The sequence below is a fragment of the Haloarcula sebkhae genome (assembly GCF_014647415.1).
GTDB classification, from domain to species: domain Archaea; phylum Halobacteriota; class Halobacteria; order Halobacteriales; family Haloarculaceae; genus Haloarcula; species Haloarcula sebkhae.
This window is the reverse complement of the sequence record NZ_BMPD01000005.1, coordinates 112,822-132,725: the sequence shown is the minus strand read 5'-3', so window position 1 is coordinate 132,725 and position 19,904 is coordinate 112,822. Positions and strand designations below refer to the sequence as shown.

At 59.1% G+C, this 19,904-nt stretch carries 16 protein-coding genes and 1 pseudogene; 5 read left to right on the top strand and 12 right to left on the bottom strand.

The annotated features are described in order from the left end of the window. Positions 1-184: 184 nt before the first annotated feature. Positions 185-2,410 (bottom strand): CDC48 family AAA ATPase, encoded by a 2,226-nt coding sequence (locus IEY38_RS14905; protein ID WP_005538167.1) that lies wholly within the window; start codon positions 2,408-2,410, stop codon positions 185-187. Between the two features lie 200 nt (positions 2,411-2,610). Here IEY38_RS14905 and IEY38_RS14900 point away from each other — a divergent pair, with 200 nt between their 5' ends. After that, positions 2,611-3,027 carry a universal stress protein gene (locus tag IEY38_RS14900; RefSeq protein ID WP_188979091.1) on the top strand — a complete coding sequence of 139 codons (417 nt, stop codon included), beginning with the start codon at positions 2,611-2,613 and terminating at the stop codon, positions 3,025-3,027. A gap of 74 nt (positions 3,028-3,101) precedes the next feature. Next, positions 3,102-4,433 (top strand): nickel pincer cofactor biosynthesis protein LarC, encoded by a 1,332-nt coding sequence (gene larC / locus IEY38_RS14895; protein WP_188979089.1) that lies wholly within the window; start codon positions 3,102-3,104, stop codon positions 4,431-4,433. A gap of 2 nt (positions 4,434-4,435) precedes the next feature. On the opposite strand, the gene IEY38_RS14890 is transcribed toward larC, so the two are convergent. Beyond that, positions 4,436-5,203 carry a hypothetical protein gene (locus tag IEY38_RS14890; protein ID WP_188979087.1) on the bottom strand — a complete coding sequence of 256 codons (768 nt, stop codon included), beginning with the start codon at positions 5,201-5,203 and terminating at the stop codon, positions 4,436-4,438. 163 nt (positions 5,204-5,366) lie between these two features. On the opposite strand from IEY38_RS14890, the gene IEY38_RS14885 reads away from it, so the two are divergent. Both IEY38_RS14885 and radB read left to right on the top strand, forming a co-directional pair. Further along, on the top strand, positions 5,367-6,197 hold the full coding sequence (locus IEY38_RS14885) for a hypothetical protein (protein ID WP_188979085.1): 831 nt from the start codon (positions 5,367-5,369) through the stop codon (positions 6,195-6,197). A gap of 54 nt (positions 6,198-6,251) precedes the next feature. After that, positions 6,252-6,962: a DNA repair and recombination protein RadB gene (gene radB / locus IEY38_RS14880; protein ID WP_188979083.1), complete on the top strand. Its 711-nt coding sequence runs from the start codon at positions 6,252-6,254 to the stop codon at positions 6,960-6,962. Between the two features lie 313 nt (positions 6,963-7,275). On the opposite strand, the gene phoU is transcribed toward radB, so the two are convergent. The 8 genes and pseudogenes from phoU to IEY38_RS14850 all read right to left on the bottom strand — a co-directional run bounded on the left by phoU (position 7,276) and on the right by IEY38_RS14850 (position 14,721). Further along, complete coding sequence (gene phoU, locus IEY38_RS14875) at positions 7,276-7,956, bottom strand: phosphate signaling complex protein PhoU (RefSeq protein ID WP_188979081.1); 681 nt, start codon at positions 7,954-7,956, stop codon at positions 7,276-7,278. A gap of 126 nt (positions 7,957-8,082) precedes the next feature. Continuing rightward, positions 8,083-8,394, bottom strand: a complete 312-nt coding sequence (locus tag IEY38_RS14870) for a hypothetical protein (RefSeq protein WP_188979079.1) — start codon at positions 8,392-8,394, stop codon at positions 8,083-8,085. 57 nt (positions 8,395-8,451) lie between these two features. Continuing rightward, the gene (gene trkA, locus IEY38_RS14865) at positions 8,452-9,783 is read right to left on the bottom strand and encodes a Trk system potassium transporter TrkA (protein WP_188979077.1); all 1,332 of its coding nucleotides are present in this window, start codon (positions 9,781-9,783) and stop codon (positions 8,452-8,454) included. 165 nt (positions 9,784-9,948) lie between these two features. Continuing rightward, the gene (locus tag IEY38_RS21670) at positions 9,949-10,077 is read right to left on the bottom strand and encodes a hypothetical protein (protein WP_268238774.1); all 129 of its coding nucleotides are present in this window, start codon (positions 10,075-10,077) and stop codon (positions 9,949-9,951) included. Between the two features lie 452 nt (positions 10,078-10,529). Further along, a pseudogene (locus IEY38_RS21940) lies at positions 10,530-10,902 on the bottom strand (DUF7344 domain-containing protein). A gap of 54 nt (positions 10,903-10,956) precedes the next feature. Then, positions 10,957-11,667: a DUF7344 domain-containing protein gene (locus IEY38_RS14860; protein ID WP_188979075.1), complete on the bottom strand. Its 711-nt coding sequence runs from the start codon at positions 11,665-11,667 to the stop codon at positions 10,957-10,959. A gap of 483 nt (positions 11,668-12,150) precedes the next feature. Continuing rightward, positions 12,151-13,854, bottom strand: coding sequence for a helix-turn-helix transcriptional regulator (locus IEY38_RS14855; protein WP_188979073.1), 1,704 nt, complete (start codon positions 13,852-13,854; stop codon positions 12,151-12,153). Between the two features lie 108 nt (positions 13,855-13,962). Further along, positions 13,963-14,721 (bottom strand): helix-turn-helix domain-containing protein, encoded by a 759-nt coding sequence (locus IEY38_RS14850; RefSeq protein WP_188979071.1) that lies wholly within the window; start codon positions 14,719-14,721, stop codon positions 13,963-13,965. Positions 14,722-15,254: 533 nt separating this feature from the next. On the opposite strand from IEY38_RS14850, the gene IEY38_RS21825 reads away from it, so the two are divergent. Beyond that, positions 15,255-15,335, top strand: coding sequence for a hypothetical protein (locus IEY38_RS21825; protein WP_390182261.1), 81 nt, complete (start codon positions 15,255-15,257; stop codon positions 15,333-15,335). A 1,354-nt stretch (positions 15,336-16,689) separates the two neighbouring features. On the opposite strand, the gene IEY38_RS14845 is transcribed toward IEY38_RS21825, so the two are convergent. Then, entirely contained in the window at positions 16,690-18,093 is a 1,404-nt protein-coding gene (locus IEY38_RS14845) for a sulfatase-like hydrolase/transferase (protein ID WP_188979069.1), read from the bottom strand. A gap of 55 nt (positions 18,094-18,148) precedes the next feature. Further along, positions 18,149-19,690 carry a flippase gene (locus IEY38_RS14840; protein WP_188979067.1) on the bottom strand — a complete coding sequence of 514 codons (1,542 nt, stop codon included), beginning with the start codon at positions 19,688-19,690 and terminating at the stop codon, positions 18,149-18,151. Positions 19,691-19,904: the final 214 nt, after the last annotated feature.

Here is a 19,904-nt window from a genome sequence, read left to right as displayed (position 1 = left end):
CCCCTATACACTTGGGACCCGAAAGGGGGCTTCGAAAGGAGAAACAAGCACCGGTTTTATAGTTTATCTAATAATTATACACGGGTATTGTGCAGCTGGCGGAAGGGACATCGCTGATCGGAACAGCAAAACGGAAAAAACCGCGCTCGAATCGCAGCGAGGAGCAGGACCGAGAATGTCGGAGTTACTGGAAGCCGATCCGGCCGCCGCTTCCGGCCTGCCGCTGCGGGCTGGAGCCGCCTCTGAACTCCTCTTCCATCTGCTCGTAGTACTCGCGGATGTCGTCGGTGATGGTCGGGCGCACGCTGTCCATCGCCTGCCGGAAGTGGCGCATCTCGACTTCCTCCGCGTCGTCGTCCTCACGGAGTGCCTCGATGGCGGCTTCCCGGGCGATGGATTCGAGGTCCGAGCCGACGAACCCATCGCTGACTTCGGCCAGTTCGCGCAGGCTCACGTCGGGCGACAGCGGCGTGTCGTCCGTGTGGATCTTCAGGATCTGCTCGCGGCCCTCGATATCGGGCTCGCCGATCATCACCAGCCGGTCGAACCGACCCGAACGGATCAGTGCCGGATCGATCATGTCCGGCCGGTTGGTTGCGCCGATGACCATCACGTCCTCCATCTCTTCCAGCCCGTCAAGTTCGGTCAGGAGTTGGTTGACGACGCGCTCAGAGACGTTCGACCCCATCTCGCCGCCCCGACCCGGTGCCAGCGAGTCGAGTTCGTCGAAGAAGATGATGGTCGGGGCGACCTGACGGGCCTTCCGGAACGTCTGCCGGATGGCCTTCTCGCTCTCGCCGACCCACTTCGAGAGCAGCTGTGGGCCACGGACCGAGATGAAGTTCGCGTCAGTCTCGTTGGCGACGGCTTTCGCCATGAGCGTTTTCCCGGTGCCAGGTGGGCCGTACAGCAACACCCCCGACGGCGGCGTCACGCCCATGCGCTCGAACTTCTCCGGGGAGTTCATCGGCCACTCGACGGCTTCCTGGACCTGCTCTTTGGGTCCGCTGAGCCCGCCAACGTTATCCCAGGACATCTTCGGGAGTTCGACTAGTACCTCCCGCATCGCCGATGGACTCACCTCGTTGAGTGCGCCCTTGAAGTCGTCCCGCTTGATAATCATCCGGTCGATGAGGCTCGGCGGGATGTCCTCCTCGTCGAGGTCGATTTCTGGGAGGTAGCGCCGGAGCGCCTTCATCGCGGCCTCCTTCGTGAGACTCTCGATGTCGGCTCCGACGAAGCCGTGGGTGTCCGTCGCCAGCTTGGCGAGGTTCACGTCGTCGGACAGCGGCATCCCGCGGGTGTGAATCTGGAGGATCTCCTCGCGGCCCACTTCGTCCGGGACGCCGATCTCGATTTCGCGGTCGAAGCGGCCCGGGCGACGGAGCGCCGGGTCCACGCTATCGACACGGTTTGTCGCGGCGATCACGATGACCTGCCCTCGTGATTCGAGGCCGTCCATCATCGTCAGTAGCTGGGCAACGACACGGCGCTCGACCTCGCCGGTTACGTCTTCGCGCTTGGGCGCGATGGAGTCCAGCTCGTCGATGAAGATGATCGAGGGCGATTCCTCGCTCGCGTCCTCGAAGATCTCGCGTAACTGCTGTTCGGACTCACCGTAGTACTTCGAGATGATCTCGGGGCCGGCGATAGAGAAGAAACTAGCAGAGGTCTCGTTGGCGACAGCTTTCGCGAGGAGGGTCTTCCCAGTCCCAGGTGGCCCGTGGAGCAACACCCCCTGTGGCGGCTCGATGCCGAGCTTCTTGAAGATCTGGGGGTGTTTCATCGGCAGCTCGACCATCTCGCGGACACGCTGGATCTCGTTTTGCAACCCGCCGATGTCCTCGTAGGTGATGCCGCCGCCGGTCTTCTCGAAGCCGGAGATGGGCTCCTCGCGGAGTTCCACCTCGGTGTCCTCGGTGATGAGACAGACGCCCTCGGGCTCGGTCTCGACGGCGATGAGCGGGATGGCCTGCCCGGGCGAACGCATGAACGGGTGGTTCGTCGAGGACATCACCGGGACGATGTCGCGCTCGACGACCGGCCGCTTCAGTATCTGCCGTTTGACCATGCCAGCGGCGTCGGAACCGAACTGGACCGACGCTTCCTCCGGCGGCGCGAGGACGAGCTTGTCGGCCTTCTCGGCCTCGGCCTTCCGGATGGTGACGCGCTCGCCGATACCCACGTCGGCGTTCTGGCGCGTGAAGCCGTCGATGCGGACGGTGTCAGTGTTCCAGTCCTGCCGGTCAGCCCGCCACACCTTGGCCGCAGTCGTATCGCTCCCTTCGATCTCGATGATGTCACCGGGAGAGAGTTTGAGGTGCAGCAACGTGTCGGGGTCGAGTCTGGCGATACCGCGCCCCGAGTCGTTCGGGTACGCCTTCGCCACTTCCAATTGGACTTCGTTCATAGTAGAGCCTGCTTACAACGAACTCGGGTAGCCCCGGAGATATGCTTTATGCTACCGGCGGGCAAGACGCACGGCGACGGGTTTATATGGCACCTAATAACACACCGCACAGCAGGGGCTAATACCCTCCGGCCAGGGCGGCGGTAACACAGGCTGCCGCCATCGCCGCGTTTCATAAGGCTGGCCGCGATAGCGCCGATATGGTATTTCTCGTTCCCTTCGACGGGTCACCGCTCGCAGACGCCGCGCTCGACCGTGCCGTTTCCTACGCCGCGGCCCTCGACGAGGACGTCGTCGCCGTCGCGTTCATCCCGACCGGGGCCGACTACGCCGAGCGCCGCCGTCGCGTCGACCCGACCGAGGACTTCGCCGCCGAAACTGCCGCGGACGACCTCCGGCGCAAGATCGAGGAGGCGACCGACGACTCCGAACTCCGCTACGACGACGTGAGCGCCCACTCGACAAGCGAACTGTCGACGACGATCAGACAAACCGCCCGCGATGTCGACGCCAGCGTCGTGTTCCTCGGCAGCGACGACACCGAAGACATCGTCGTCCCTATCGGCGAAGTCACGGACGGCGAGTCCTACGATATCCATATCGTCCGCCGGACCTGATCCGTCGGTCGTCGCGACGCCCGAGTGGAATCGTAGTATGAGGGCTTTTACTCGCGGGGCGCGACGCCCCGTGTATGCGAACACTCGCTTTCGACGGCCGAATGGGTGCCGCCGGCGACATGCTGCTGGGGGCACTACTGGCCGCCGGGGCCGACCGCGAGGCCCTATCGCCGGTCGAGGACGCCCTCCCCGTTGAATACGCCGTTTCTGAGGTTGATCGCTGCGGGATTGCTGCAACGCGCGTCGAGGTACTGCTGACCGACGCTGCTAGCGACGGCGATGGGTCCCACGACCACGCTCACGACGATCACTCGCGTTCACACTCCCACGACCACGATGAGGGACACAGCCACACCGGAGACGACGACGCACATGCTCATACCCACGGCGACCACGACCACACCCACGCTGAGGGCCACGGGCCGAGCCGAACGTACGCCGAGGTCGTCGAACTCGTCGAGGCAATGGATCTTCCGACAGCCGTCAGAGCGGATGCACTAGCGATCTTCGAGATACTCGGCGAGGCCGAGGCGTCGGTCCACGGGACGGACCTCGACGACACGCACTTCCACGAGGTCGGGGCCGACGACGCCATCGCCGACATCGTCGGCGTCTGTCTCCTGCTCGATGATCTCGACGTGGACCGGGTCGTGACGACGCCACTGTCGACCGGCGGCGGGACCGTCGAGATGAGCCACGGTACCTACCCGGTCCCGACTCCCGCGGTGGTCGAGATCGCGGAGCAGGCCGACTGGTCGCTGCAGGGTGGCCCTATCGACAGGGAAGTCCTGACGCCGACCGGGGCGGCGATTCTCGCACACATCGCCGACGGGACCGAGCCGCTCCCGCCGCTCGATATCGATGTGTCAGGCTACGGCGCTGGCGGGTGGGACCTCAGCGACCGCCCCAACGTCCTGCGGGCGCTGGTCGGGGACGGCGCGGGGCGGCTCCGTCGCGACGAAATCACGGTCCTCGAAACGAACGTCGACGACGTCCCGCCCGAGGTGCTCGGCGACCTCCAGCGCTCGCTTTCGGAGGTCGGCGCTCGCGACGTGTCGATAGTGCCGACGACGATGAAGAAGTCCCGGCCGGGCCACATTGTGAAGGTCATCTGCAGGCCGGAAGACGCCGAGCGGGTCGCGCGCCGCCTCGCCGAAGCGACCGGGACGCTCGGCGTGCGCGAGTCCGGGGCCGGTCATCGCTGGGTCGCCGACCGGGAGTACGAGACGGTCGTACTCTCCGTCGACGGCGAGCAGTTCGAGGTCACGGTCAAGATTGCAAGCGACACCGACGGCACAGTGTTCGACGTGAGCACGGAGTACGACGATGCCGCGGCCGTCGCGGACGCGACCGGACTCCCCGTCCGCGAAGTGATGCAGCGGGCCGAGCGGATGGTCCGAGAGTAGCGCTATCCGTTGTCGGGTTCGCCCTCGTCGGCGGTCGGACTGTCGCTGTCGTGTTCAGCTAGCGCCTCCTCGACGGTGAGCGTGCCGGTCGCGACCTGCCGGGCGAGGTCCTCGCTGATCGCCCGGTTCGTCTCGCTTGCCTCCCGCGAGCGATCCTTGATTTTCTGGAGTTCGCCGGTCGTGGGCTCGATAGTTCGACTCTCGATTTCCTCGCCATCGAGGCGGGCAATGTTGACCGCGGCCAGCACGTCGCCCATCCCGCGTGCGCCGGAACCGAGATACGGCGTCGTCCCCGTTTCGTCGACCAGCTCCACCGGCACAGACTGTATCTCGTCGATGATGCGCGCACCGACGAGCCGCGCGCCGTCGCCGATGCGAACGACCGGGTCGACCGCGTCTTCGACTTCCTCGCGGACGATTTCGGTGATGTCCGCCGCGGGCACCTGAAACGCTGCAACGACCATGTCGCCGTGGAGAATCGCGACACCCGGTCGCTCGCCGGGATCGATACCGATGACAGTTCGACCGTCGCCACCGCGAAGCGCCGAAATAACGGTTTCGACGGCCCGCCGCGGCGCATCCGGGTCCGCCTGCACGACATCCACGCTGTCGGGGATTTCGACCGACTCCCCGGCCGCGATGACCGCGACGTCCGCCTCTTCGGGCCACTCGTCGCCTGGTTCGATAGTCGTGAACTCTACGCCGCGGTCGCGTAGCTCGTTGACGACGCCGTGGTACACTTCGAAATCCTCGGTGGCGACGACAATCACGACCTGATTTCGGCCGCCGCTTACTTACAGATATGGGAGTCCGTTGGTCCACGTTTGTACCTCAGCTATTTGCCAGACGCCTCTGGATACGTTCAGTTGGAGGTATCTCCGTCCCCTATTATATTTGATAGGATTTTTATCATAGCTGACTGGACTGCTAGTGATGCGTCCGGTGGTTCGCACTGACGGAGCAGGGGCGGCCTCCGACCCGCTATTCGGTGGTGTCAGCGGTGCCTATCTGGGATTGCTTCTGGCACCGCCAGTCGTACTGGGGCTGGAGTGGGTCGGCGTTACCGAAGCGTGGGCACTATACACCGGACTGGTCGGGACGGTCGCCGCTGTGACCGCCGTAACGGTGTTGGTGCTATCCGCTCGACCAACAGTAGCCGTTACACTCGGCGCAACTCGCACACGCTGGCTTCCGATGGCGAGTGCAGTTGGGTACGCCGCCGTCGGCTTTGCGTCGCTGGAAATGAGTGGTATCGGTGGCGTGCTGGCGTTTTTCTTCGGCCTGCTGGCCTTTCTGCTCGGAGTCGCTATCGCCGTTATGTCACAGACGCGGTACACCGCCGCAGTCACCGCAGAGGCGGAGGAGTTGACGCGGTGGCGAGCGAGCTGGCCCGAGTCTGCACAGCGGCGGCGGCTGTTTATCGGCGGGGCTGTCGCCTGCGTCGTGATTGTTGGCTTCGCAGTCGGTGCGGTGTTCGATATCGCCCTGCTCCAGTACACTGGTCAGGTGCTGTTCCCGTCCGGGTTCGTCCTCCTCTCGACAGGTGGGACACGAACCGCCGTGGCGACCGAGCGCGGTCTGGAAATCAGGCTGCCGGTCGCCAGGCGATTCTATGCTTGGGACGAACTGGAATCCTACGACCTCGACGCCGACTCGCTCGTCATCACTCGTAAATGGGGAACAGACCTGCGGTTCGCAACAGCCGACATCGACGACGTGTCCTTCGCAGAGTGGACACTGGCCGAGCGGCTTTCAGACAGCTGACAACAGTGCCTGCAGGTACCAGTGTTTTTACCCGAACCTGCCCAACCCCTGCCTGTGAGCGAGTACGTCCCGACCGGGTGTGAGGCGATCGACGACCTTCTGGGTGGTGGGCTGGAGCGCGGCGCGGTCACGCAAGTGTACGGCCCGCCGGCGGCCGGGAAGACCAATTTCGCGCTGTCGGCGGTGATGGAAGTCGCCGCTGCCGGCGACGCGGCGCTGTACATCGACACCGAAGGGCTCTCGGCAGACCGGATGGAGCAGGTCGCCAGAGGCCGCGCACGCGGGACGGCCCAGACCGTGGACGACCTCGCCGGCCGGCTCATCATCACTGAGGCGCTGGATTACGACGAGCAGGCTGAGGCCGTGCAGGATGCCGCTGAGTTCGCCGCCGAGGTCGAACTCATCGTTCTCGACAGTGCGACCGGATTCTATCGACTCCGCCGGGACGACGAGGACGGCGGCGAGACGCTGCGGGACGTGGCCCGCCAGATCACCCACCTGCTCTCGCTGGCCCGCAAACACGACATCGCTGTTCTGTACACGAATCAGGTGTTCACCGACCCGGACAGCGACCGCTCGACGGCGCTTGGTGGCCACACCCTCAACCACTGGTCGGGCGCAATCGTCCGCCTTGACCGGTTCCGGGGCGGCAACCGACGCGCGACGCTGGAGAAACACCGCGCCAAACCGGCCGGCGACACGGCCCAGTTCCGCATCACTGACTCGGGACTGGTGGGTGACGACACGCCCGAAACGCCGCAGTAGGTCGCTCGGATCTCGACAGCAGTCTCGGGCGTGCGCCGTCGCGGCGACGGCCGCGTCGCAAGCGCGAGGGACGAGTCGCACAGGCGAGCAAAGCGAGCCGAGCAACGCAGTCGGTTGGGGAGGCGTGTGGCTGTCGCGGTTTCGTGGCTGTTACCGTTGCAGAGATGCATACCGCGCGAGCGGAGCGAGCGCGGTTTCGCTCCGAGCGCGGCCCTGGCCGCGACTCGGAGGTCGTTTTTAGCGTAGATTTTTGCAAAGGGGGTTCCACAGCGCCGCAGGCGCGAGGAAACCCCCCCTGCAGTAAAAAGGTACTTCAGTAGATGAGGTCGTCGTCGTTCTCGACCATGTACAGCGTCCGCGCGGCGATGTTGACGGCGTGGTCTCCGACCCGCTCGATGTCCCGAATCGTTAGCAGGAGGCGGGACACATCGGCCATCAGTTGCTCGATATCGGCCTCGCTGGAGTCAGCGTCGATCTCGCGCTCGATGAGGTCGCGCACGACCGTCTCGGAGGCCGCCTCACACCGTTCGTCCACCTCGTCGTCGATGTCGGCGATGGTATAGCACTGGTCGGCGTCCTGATCGCTGTAGGCTTCCATGGCGTTTTCGACCATCTCGATGGTGACGTCGGCGACATCCTGAATGTCGACCTCGGGGAACACATCGCGTTCAGCAGTGAGCGAGTACTCGCCGAGGTTCGTGGCGAGGTCGCCGATCCGTTCGAGATCGGTGATGATCTTGAACGAGGCGGCGATAAAGCGGAGGTCGGACGCAACCGGCTGTTGCAGCGCCAGCAGGTCGATACAGTCCTGTTCGAGGTCGAGATACAGCTGATTGATCTCGTGGTCGCCCTCGATGACCTCCTGGGCCATCTCCTCGTCTTTCTGTTCGAGCGCGTCGAGACCGAGCCGGAGCCGTTCGAGGACGATCTCTGACATATAAAGGACGTCCTCGCGGAGCGAGTTCAGTCCCTCCTGATAGGAATCGCGTGGCATAGTCCGGAATGTGCTGGTGGTATGCATCAGCCTTTCCCTTCTCCCAATATCTCCCGATACCGACCGGCGTGACGGTAGCAGCGGGCGTGCTATGCAGGGACAGGCATGCTCGACAGCGAGAACCGACTACTGTGACACTGCCTCGGCGTCGTCACGGGGATGAACGTCCAGCGTCGTCGCGTCGCCGACTGCCGCTCCGCCTTCGATGCGTTCGACGCGCAGCACCACGTCCTGTGGCGTTGCACAACCACAGCTCACGAACTCGGCCCACTCCTCGCCGACGGCCACCGCTCCGCCATGGGCGCGTCGGAGGTACTGTTGATAGGTGTCCCCGCGGAGTTCGTCGACTATCCACTCGGTATCGACGCCTGACCACGGGTCCCTATCGGCGGTGCTGGGGGCAAACGAGAGCACGATACGGTCCGCAACGGGAGCCATACACTAGCTGAGGCGGGAGCCAGGCTTAGTCCCTTGGGCACGGCTTCTTCGGAACGGCTACAATTTGTCGTTGACCGCTTCCAGACAGTCGGCCTCAACGAACACCACGACGTGATCGCCGGGTTCGATGACGGTGTCACCGCGGGGGATGACCAGTTCGCCGCCACGACTGATAGCTCCGATGACAACGCCGGTCGGCAGTTCCTGTACCGACTCCTGGATCGGTCGCCCGGCGAGGACGCTGTCGGCGGAGACCTCGATTTCCAGTACCTCGGCGCGGTCGGATTCGATGATAGCCACCTTCGTCGCGTCGTACTCCCGGGTGAACCGCGTAATCTCCTCGGCAGTCGTCTCTCGGGGATTGACAGCCACGTCGACGCCGACGGCCTCGAACAGGTCGACGTACTCGCCGGAGTTGACGACGGCGACGGTTCGCTCTGCACCGAGTCGCTTGGCCAGCAATGTCACTAGGAGGTTCTTTTCGTCGCTGTCAAGCGTCGCAACTACGGCATCGGCGTCTGAAACGTGTTCCTGTTCGAGGAATTCGCTGTCCGTTGCATCACTCTCCAGCACGGTCGTTCCCTGCAGATCCTCCGCGAGTTCGCGCGCCCTGTCGTGGTCCTGCTCGATGAGCCGCGGCTTGATGCCGCGATCCTGAAGCAGTCGCGCGGTATGATAGCCGACATCGCTCCCGCCGACGATGAGGACGTTCTGTGTCGCATCCGACTCCGGCGCGATTTCGGTCGCGAACAGGCGGACACTCTCACGGCTACCGATGACGACGATATCGTCGCCTGCCTTGATGACCGTCTCTCCGCGCGGGATAATGATCTCGTCGTCGCGCAATACGGCAGCGAAGGTCAGGGATTCGTAGCGGTCAGCCTCCGCGACGGTTTGGTCCGCGATTGGACTGGACTCACGCACTCCGAACTCTCCCATCTGGACCTGCCCATCAACGAACGTTTCCACGTCACGCGCGCCGGGAAGCCCGATGACGCGGGCGATATTCTCCGCAGTGAGCAGGTTCGTCGCAACCATGTGGTCCACGCCGAATGCGCCCCCAGATTTCTCCCAGGTCCGGAGGAACTTCGCGCTCTTGACGCGGGAAATGGTGAACGGGTCGGCCGCCGTTACCGCCGTCCCACAGGTGACGATGTTCGTCTCGTCGTCGTCGGTACTGGCGATGAGAACGTCGGCTTTCTCGATACCGGCCTCCGCGAGCGTGTCGAGTTCCGCACCATCCCCTTCGACACCGAGCACATCGGCCTCGTACATCAGGCTCTCCACACGCTCAGGATCGATATCTACGACGGCGACTTCGTGACTTTCTGCGAGGCTCTCGGCGATGTTCGAGCCGACTTCGCCCGCACCGACGATTACGATATACACGGCTGCGCCTCCGCCTGATACATATCCACCAGCTTTCCACCGATGGGTGAAGTGTATTTTCATCCGGCCAGCGAACGGCGGCCCCGAGCATTATGATGGACAAGCACCGAAACCCGACCGTGAATAAGTACTGATGGGCCGATCGAGATGCAGCCGTCGAATCTCTCAGACCTCGTTTCGGAGCGGCACGTCTAACCAGGGACGGAGGACTGACCGACGTTGGAACCGTTCAACCGCATCGAACGATTCCTTGGTCTCTTCGATTGCCTTTCGCATACTGGCATAGTCGGTCATAACACTTCGTCTGTCTCCCCACCGTTTGATTATGTGGTTCTTTACGCCCGCTATCTGTCCGGTAGACGCCTACTTCTGTCGGCCGCTCGCATCGATCCGTTCGTCGAACCTGACCTCAGGAACTGGGCCTCAACAGTCACTCCGGTCTCTCGTCTGCAGCCCTCGCCAGCACGCAGCGGCCGTTTGGCGGAACGCTCGCTGTAGTAGCAGGTGACTACTGACCTGTCGCTGCTCGGTGTCGCTATCGCTTTCCGTACGCGGGCAGGCTTAATAACTAATTGTAGACGTGGATGTGGACGCAAGCACGAGTACGGGAAGCTGAATCGCAACGAGTCCGAAAAGCAGTGCCGTTCTGGCTGCCGGTGGATTCGCGATTGCGGCTGCGCCTATCACCACCGTCAGAATTGGTACGATAGTCTCGGCACAAATACTCTCGCTTGGCTGTTCTTCGATTATGCAAGCCGTGTCGAATTGGGCCTTGATAGTGTCGATCCGGGTCCATGCCTGATCCGCTTTCGGTCTTGCTCGTACTCTACTAGCCCGCCAGCGTCGAGTCTGGACAGGTGTGTCTGACAGAGTGAAATGTACATGCTGTCGTAGAGTCCCACTTTCAGTCTCTGTATCAGCGATCGCGCGCGTCACCTGTTCACTTAGAGTGCTTACAGATAGCACTGTCTCGTGTTCAGCAAGACAGTGCAAACATGTGCGGCGGCGCTCGTCACCGAGAAGATCGAATAGCGTCGCGTCAGCGAGGCCGGTCTGGTCTGGGGACACAGTCGTCTCTCCGGCGTCGAGTGTTGCATCGAGTTCGACTGTCGGCGCCATTCGTTATCGCCCTCCGAACGTACCGCTGTGTGTACGCATCTGTCCAGTGCGAGCTTACGATTTCTGGCTGAGAGCGGCCCGTAGACGGTCAGCAGGTGACTGTGGTGCCGACAGTGAGAGCCTGTGGCTCAGCGCCAGCGCTACGAACACTACGCTCACGACGAGCGCGACTGCGACGCCCGGCACTGTGATCCCGCTGAGTGCGAGTCCACTAACCGCAATCAGTGCGGCACACGCAGTCCCGAGATACCGACCCGCCCAGCGCTCGTCGGTTGACGTGTGAGTACCTGTCCGATTATGATCAGTCACGGGCCCGGCTGACGGCGTCGACTCCGAAGCCGGCGTCGACAGGAGCGATGGTTCCTCGTCCAGATACCCGTCGAAAGAGTCCGCGAGTGCGGTCGCTTCGACGAGTCCGCGATCCTGATTGTAGTTGATGACGCCCGCGTCGTCCATCTTCGGGAGGTGAGACTGGTATAGCGCGATGTAGACGCGCTGGCGCTGTTTCGAGCGGAGCGAGTCGACCGTCGTGTCATGTTCCAGCGCCGCGATATGTTCTGCGATGTCGCTCATATCGGCCGGCTCGTCGCCGGGGTGTTCGTGGAGGTACTTGAGGACCAGGCGGCGTCGACGACACTGGAGGACGTGGAAGAGGTCGTCGCGGGTGAGTTCGTCGCCCGATGTGGACTCCGCAGACGACTCCTCTGTCGCGGACTCTTCGGCCTCAGTTGTCGTGGGTTCGGAAGTCGTTTCAGCTATCGACATGTTCGCTCGTTCCTTTTCCAGCAACCGACATATACCGGATCGACTGTTCCGCCGATTGCGGCTGTTTCACCGATTTAACGGGTGGATAATGGCCGACTTACCCGGGACCAACGCGCGATTAAACGGCGTTGTAAAGGCGTTACGCATATTTGACGAGGTTTCGGCTCAAGAACTCTTTTCCACTGCTGTTTCACACAGCATACTAAATTGTTTCACCGCTACAACGGCAAATAAGATCTGCAAATATACATACGTGCAGTCGCGTCAGGCGTTGTATCTCGGGCCAATTCTGCCGTTTGTTGGGTATGGAAGGGTCAAAAAGCCGGAAATTATCGCTTCCATATGTCTGCCGGCTATCGGTGTGGCTTCAGTTACGACTGTTGTGACAGGGCGAACAGTTGCAGGTGACGGAGGCACACCTGAAAAGCGCCGGTAGTGAACAGTGATGCCACTATCGACCGGCTATCTGGGATGTGAGCCGGTTTATCCGCCGGGCGTCGGCGGCTTGATATCGCCCGTATGTGGCGAGTTCGCCGCGGCGGGCTTTGCCCGCTCCAGACAGATGAGGTTCTCTCTTCCGAGCCGGATCTTTACTATCTCGTCGTTATCGGCCATCCGCGAAAGGAGACGGCTAACCTTCGCTTTCGACCAGTCCGTCGCCTCGACGATGTCGGTCTGGTGCAGACGGCCATTCTCGACTTGCAACATCAGCTTCACGAGCTGTGCGTCGGGGGTGAGTTCCTTTTCGGCCTGCTCGAAGGCTTCAGCGGCGGTATCCGCGTCGATGTCTGGCTGGTCAGCTTCGGCCACCCTGTCCGTCGCCTCGATTTCATGGTTGACCTCAATTACCTCTCGGTCCAGTTCGAGGCGGCGATAGATGTACAGTCTGGCCGCCACGGTAAGCTCCGTGACCCAGCCGCGCCCGATCGCTACGACTGTCAGCCCGATTCCGATGAGGAACCCAAGAAGGGAGCTCGTCACCCAGGCTGGCGTCAGTACGCTGTTCGGATTCGTTCCCCAGGTGACTTCCTGCCGATCAGTCAGGAAGTCACCGTCCGAATCGGCCGCGAGCGGGTCCGTTCCGAGGTCTGAAATCTCGCGCCCGTCGCTGAGACCATCGCCGTCCGTGTCGGCGGTGGTTGGGGACATTCCAGCCGCCAGTTCCTTTCCGTCGTTGAGGCCGTCATTGTCCGTATCGCTCTCGGTGGGCGCGGTGCCCGCTTCAAGCTCTCTCCCGTCTGTTACCCCATCTCCGTCGGTGTCCGCGACTGTCGGGTCCGTGCCTATGGCCAACTCTCGCCCGTCGGCGACCTCGTCGGCATCAGTGTCAGCCTGTACCGGGTTCGTACCGACCTCCAGCTCCCGCCCGTCGGCGACGCCGTCGTCGTCCGTGTCTGCGTCGGTCGGGTCGGTCTTGCCGGATGCCTCTCGCTGGTCGGACAGCCCATCGCCGTCCGTATCGACGACGGTCGGATTCGTCCCGAGTGACAGTTCGCGTTCGTCCGACAGCCCGTCGCCGTCCGTGTCACCCTGTCGCGGGTCGGTACCCTGTTGAATTTCAGTCCTGTCTGCAACACCGTCTTCGTCAGTGTCTGCGGCCGTAGGATCCGTCCCGTGCTGGTGAACCTCCGCACCATCCATCAGCCCGTCGCCGTCAGTGTCAGCATCAGTGAGATTTGTCCCCTGAGAGACCTCGTTGCTGTTGTTGAGCCCGTCGTCGTCAATATCACCGGCACGCTGAATCGGCTGTAGAGACACCGACTGCCGATCTAGCGTGGTGTTAGAGCTCGTGTTGTAGAGCGAGACAGAGAGGTGATCAAGCCCCGCCGTTCCGGGGGTCGTGAAGGCTGCAGTTTCGTTCGGGCCGACCGACGTACAGGTTGACGACCCGTTCGCATGCGCACAGACTGAGAGGTTTTCTTGCGGCGAACTAACGGTCACTGCGACCCGATACCCGCCGACCCGCTCACCGTCTATCCGTTCCCAGACGAACGCGGTTCCGTTCGGCCCGTCTGCAGCAGCCTGTGTGGGCTCAACCGATTGGATCGCTGGCGCCGTTTCGTTGCCTGTCGCTGTGTATTCAGCATACTGCCCGGCGTCCGCTGCGGAAGCGACACCTACGGAGACAGATGCGACTGTCAAGAGGAGGAGTAAAGCGCAGATCCCGCTCACGATACGGTGTCTCATACAGTACGAGTGTCACACCGGGACAATATCCTTTTTGGCACATAATCTCCTTGTCACCTCTAGGCACGCCTGATAATTCAGCGACAGTTCCCTCCGCGTCCCAACTACTTACTCATCGGATAGTCCGAGCTCTGACCCAACGACCTGATCCATCCCGCGCCGAATCCGCTGTGACATCGCCGATGGTGAAATATCGAGCTTGTCCGCCAGCTCAGCCTGTGAGATACCACGGGGCACGTCGAAATACCCCTCTCTGTGTGCTGTCTCGAGTGCGACTTGCTGATCTGCGGTCAGCCCACATGCACCGGCGTTTGCTTCTTCGGAGGTCCAGTACAGTCGGTCAAGTCTAAATGTGATATTCCGTTCAGCGCACTCGGATCGAAACTGCGACAGTGCTGCCCGCGACCGAAACTGTGCGTGTACCAGCCACTGTCCACCTGTCCCCTCGATGTCGAGCGCACGGCCACCAGCACGGACGAGCGAGGGCATGACCCAGACGGCGCTGTCGGCCACCTCGACGCGATAGACGCGATTCGTTTCCGTCCAGTCTAACACGATGAGGTCACACACTGTGCTATCCCTCGCCAGTGCTGTTTCGAACTGGTCGAGTGTCTCACCTGCGGCCTCTATCACCAGAAAACTCGACGTACCGTCGCTGACCATTTGCTCCGGACGGACTGTCACGTCCGGACTGCTCTCGATTGCCTCCGTCAGAATCAGCTCCGGATGACTCAGGCATAGATCAACACCGAGGCTTTTCTTCTGTGACGTCCCATCCGTCTCCGATGGGCTTGCCGGCCCGTATCCACCACCATCGACTGGCTGGTTTGCCTCGGCCGCTGACCCCTGGTCGCCGGTATTGCGCATATGGACACCAAACGAATCGTGCACAAGGACATTATTACTATATAGATAGTGTCTGAAAAATCGAGATACTATATTGATAGTCACTTTATCGAATCGCTTGCTCACCTACCTCTCGGTATAGAATAATCTCGTCTGATAGAAAATTCCCGTCGGACAATCTTGGGTACCATGTGCCGTCGAGCAGTTGATTGACACTGCCTCTCTCAACTTCACCGCTTGGCTGAGCGCAACTGGATCAGCACGACCGGATATCCAGAGCAACGCGTGTTCGACATCCTGTACAAAGAACTCGATCAGATCGGCGGGACGATTCCCCCGTTCTCGGCGAGATTCTGTATGAGATTCCGTGAGTCCGGTCGAAGGGCTACCTCTGGAAGCCGAAGTCGGGCGTGATAGGCATCAGCAATGATTTCGGATTCCGCGCTGATCTTTCTACAAGAGTGAAACACACCCTCTGCGAGGAAGTGATACACTTCACACCGTATAACGACACGGAATTACGGGCTATTCTCGAAAAGTGAGTAGCCGGTTCGATGGACGACGACGCAGTGGACGATGTAGTGATCGCGTTGTGTGCCGCCATCGCGGCGCAGGACACGGGCAACGCCCGTTAGGTATTGGGTTTTCTATAAAAAATCTGGTGAGATCGAACGGGCGAACGATGGGGGTGACTGGCAGAGGATCACGTTCATCAGGCTCGTGAGAAACTCGAACAGAACCAAGCCGAGCACGGGGTGCGTGAGTTGACGAAACATGGTCACCTCGCGCTCGTGGCAATGTTACAGTTTTTGAGCAGGAGATCCCGGCGCGGATCCGCGATTTGTATACCCTGTCTCGACGTGTCGCAGAGGGGTCCAATGTCGATCCGCTCGTCCGTTGGCGAATGCATAACCATCTCCAGAATATGTCAATTTTCTTAATTATCAATCGAAAGGTAGAAACAGAGGACGGGCGGGTGGACACTGCTATGAGTACGAACTTGATCTTGATCCGGCGATCATCTTAGAGGGTTGAAAGGGGATTGCCAGCAAACCGGTGAAAGCACACGAAAGATATCTCTTACTGAGGTCTCTCTTGGGAGCGTGGGTTGAAAGTATACGAAATCTATTCTCTCTGGCAACGTTTACTGGTGTCGGCAGTGTTTACGGCGATTTCTCGAGAGTTATACACAGCTGAACTGACGGAGTCTATGATCGGATTCCATGAGAGAAGTAACATATTACTTGTCACAGGGGTCGATTCAACGATCTCATCAACGTATTCAATTCAGTCCGCACGGCAATTGTCAACGGTAAAAAGTACGCGTCACCTCTGTATCTATTATCATTACTATGTGTCTAAGCCATCCGAATGTGTCGCTACCGATGATCTGACTCATCATCGCCGTGACGTGATGATTTAGTTAACACAGACGTAAAAATTGCAGCCTATTGTTTCGACCGCCCATATGTGTTATCGCCTCAGACACTTCAAGTCGGTGTTCTGTTGGTGCCCGTGCGAGCGAGAGCGTGTAAGCTCGCTTTTCCAGCGCTTGAATGGTGGGTCACCGGTCGTGTACAGCGACGGCACGCAGACTCAGGACTTCTCCTTAGTGGAGAATGTCATGGAAGCGAACGTACGGTTGCTAGAGAGAAATAGTGTTGACGGTGAGGAAGAAAACCTCCAAAGGATGAATACTACGAAAATCTTGACGCTGCCGAGGAAATCCGAGATCAGGTGGCCCCGGAGCTGTGGATCGGTCGAGTGGTACAATGTCGACGCAGAACACATCCACGCCGACTGCTTGAGAATGTCAGCGGTACTCGGCTACGAGTCAAGTCGGACGATAAGGGTGTTGCGGGGTTCCTCGCGTGGTGTCGTGCGAACCGAGAATGGTACGAACCGTTTTTTATACTTGTGAGCTACGCAATCATCCGTGGCCGTCCATCGAATTAGACTATCCTCACTATGCGGAAGCGATTCGCATGTTCAAATATACCCCAGACTTTCGAGTTGTTCCTGCACACCATCGCTGAATTCATCTCCCGTGTCCACCGCGAGCGCGTCTGCCGCGAGATGGTCGTTGAGCGCAGAACGTAGCTCATTAACACGGTTTGCGTGGGTGCCACTCTGGTCATTCGTTTCTCCGCCATCCGAATCGAGGTCATAGTATCGGACATCATCTGACGTGAGGACCAGCTTTTCCGAGCCATCACGCACAACCGATATTGACGTGTCGTACTCGTCGTCGAAATCAAACTGATTGTCGATCTGTTTGCGGAACGAATCCAGCATCGAATCGGGAGTCTGATAGTGGGCGAACACTCGGCGATTATCCTGCATATGCTGTTCTTCCAGCGAAGAACGGTTATATTTAGATGGTATATTAGAGTTAGACATATTAGTTACAGTTTTGAATACGTCGGTCAAACTCACGAATGCGCTGGAACGGTTTGCACCCAGTGCGTTCGTCCCCTCAGGCCATTTGACGAACATCGGAACGTGGAGAAGTTCTTCAGAGAGTGAGAAGTGATGGCCAATCAAGTCACGTTCACCAAATAGCTCACCGTGATCACCGACGATGATGATAAGTGAATTATCGAACAGGTTTCGTCGCATAAGCAGATCGAACAACTCCGCCAGTTTGGTGTCTAAATATTTGATTTCCGAATCGTATAGATCCACGAGTCCCTCCATTTGCCGATCTGAAATTGACGTTTCCCCTGCGAAGTACCGCCCACGTTCGGTGTATATCTCCCGCTGTTTCATCAATAGTCGAATGACTGACTGGTCGATATACTGTTTGTGATACGGTCGCATCGCGTTATAAATATAGTGCGGTTCCATTAGATGAAAGAAGGCGAAAAACGGTGTGTCACGGTCCCCGGCTGAAGCAGGCATCGTCGATTCAACCCAGTCGTCAAAACGCTGAATCGACTTGGAAACACCGCTATCTTGCATTGAAAACAGTTCTTTGAGCCGATTGATGTTTCGTCCGATGGTACTGGAGGGCTCTTCCATATCGAAAATATCAAATCGGTGGTTAAACGCATCGGTAACTCCGGCGTTCGTTAACCACCCGTTGTTCAAAAACGCCGCCGTGTCGTAGCCAGCCATCGACAGTTTGGCAGCGAGCGTGTATTCGGGATCGATACGCAGTCCTTGATCGTACACTCCGTGCTGCACAGTTGGCAGCCCCGTGAACATGGAGGAATGTGACGGCAGTGTCCACGCAGTTGTTGCGAATGCGTTCTCAAAAACGGTCACATCAGTTCGGTCGGCCAAGTCTGACAGCGTTGGGGCAGTGTTGCGAGTATATCCATACGTCGGGAGATGGTCAGCGCGGAGGCTATCTAGTGAGAGGAGAACTACATTTGGGGGTGATCCGGCCATGGTCTACATAACCTGTGGCTCAAATTTATAACTATAGATTCTGCTTCGGGTCAAGCTAGTTACTACCGGACAAATACCGGCGGCCAAATTCGGAGATTGATTCTTTCTCGTCTGACGATATAAGACCGCTGAACCACGCTAGTAGTATCTCAAATGCAACAAACCCAAAGCCGAAAGCCGGTAAGCTAACAGGAACTTGGAGTGGCGTAAGTCTCAATCCGCCAAAGATTGTGGTCGCTACGGTGAATACTGGTAGCGTCAAAGCTAGCGATAAAGTTAGGAAGAGTACATATTCCTTAGAAAAAGGCTGAATTGAAGCGAAGCGGTACACCAAAAGCACCTGTATTGAATTCATCAAGAATATACTCATCAACGTACCGATGGCAGCCCCGACAATCCCATACTGTAAAGTCAGGAGGTAGCTCAGTCCAAGGTTGATTATCGTGGTCGTTGCTGTGGTAACGAAATCAACCTTGGTACGATTGATTGCTTGGAGTGTGGAAGCTGCGGTTCCCATTCCAGATCGGAGAACTACATCGAATGCAAGGATAGCCAGTACCACTGATCCTGGCGTATACTCAGATCCGAATAGAATCCGTATAATATCATTTGGGAAGTACAGGACGGTAGCAAGAAGGGGTAGGGTAAGCAGAGTACTCCATTTCGTTGCCTGGCGATATAAATTCCTCATTTCGATTTTTTTATTATTATCATGTTTTCGAGCGACACGAGGGGTGTAGAGATATGTCAGAGCTAACAATGGAATCATCCCGACTTGGGAAATCACGTATCCCACTCGATAATAGCCCACAGCAGAAGACGACGCAAGCAACGCGCCGACAAGCAGGATATCCGTACTTCCCAGAATCTGCCGCGTACCGTTTTTCAGCGCCAATGGCCACGAGTACGATACGAGTTGTAGTCCCTCTGTGCCAAAGTTCGCCCGCAGCGTAATCTGCTGGAACTTCACCCGTAGTAGGTACAGAACGTATCCGCTGGCGAATAGGCTACTCAATAGATATTGTCCAAGATAGAACGACAGGAACGCCAACTCGCCCGCGTTCTGTAATACGGCTACACTAAGTGCCGCACACGCGAATATCTTGTTGACAATGTCGTCAGAGAGGACCTTCGGGAGGGACTTGTCGTAACCACGCATGATCCCGAACGAAACTTGTGTGACCGGGTACGCGACAAGCAGGGGGCCGAGTAGCCGTACCCAACGCCACTGATTGCGTGAGATTCCAACGGCTTCAACGACGGCAAACGGTATCGTATAGAGTGTGAAGGTGGCGATACTGATTATCACCACAAGGATAGCGACTCCTGATACCAGAGTTCCAAAGGCAGCGTCGTTGTCACCCCGCTCGTCAAATATCGAAAGGTAGTACGTGAATCCCTGCGGTATACCGATGACCGCGATACTGCCAGCCGTGACTAATATCGTGTACGCGAAAATCGCGGCCCCGAAGCCGGCTGTCGACAGCTCTCTGGCAACGATCGTTTCGGCAAGCAAACTAATCCCTTTTGAGAATATCATCCCAGTACCGACTACGGACGCGCTTTGTAGAATGCCTCGGAAGCCTAAATCTCCCATTATTCAGAGTCCAATACAGTGCTTTCGAGGCATCTGGTATAGTCTTGGTCAATGCAGGATTGCGTGTCGTGTTCCCACCATGGGGATTGTACGCTATTTGAGACAGTCACAGTACTGGCTCGGTCGCAATGATAAAGAGAAATTTATATCCTCCCGATAAATAATCGTCATTATAATCATGCTTAGCCCGGTGGTCAACAAATTACGATCTGAT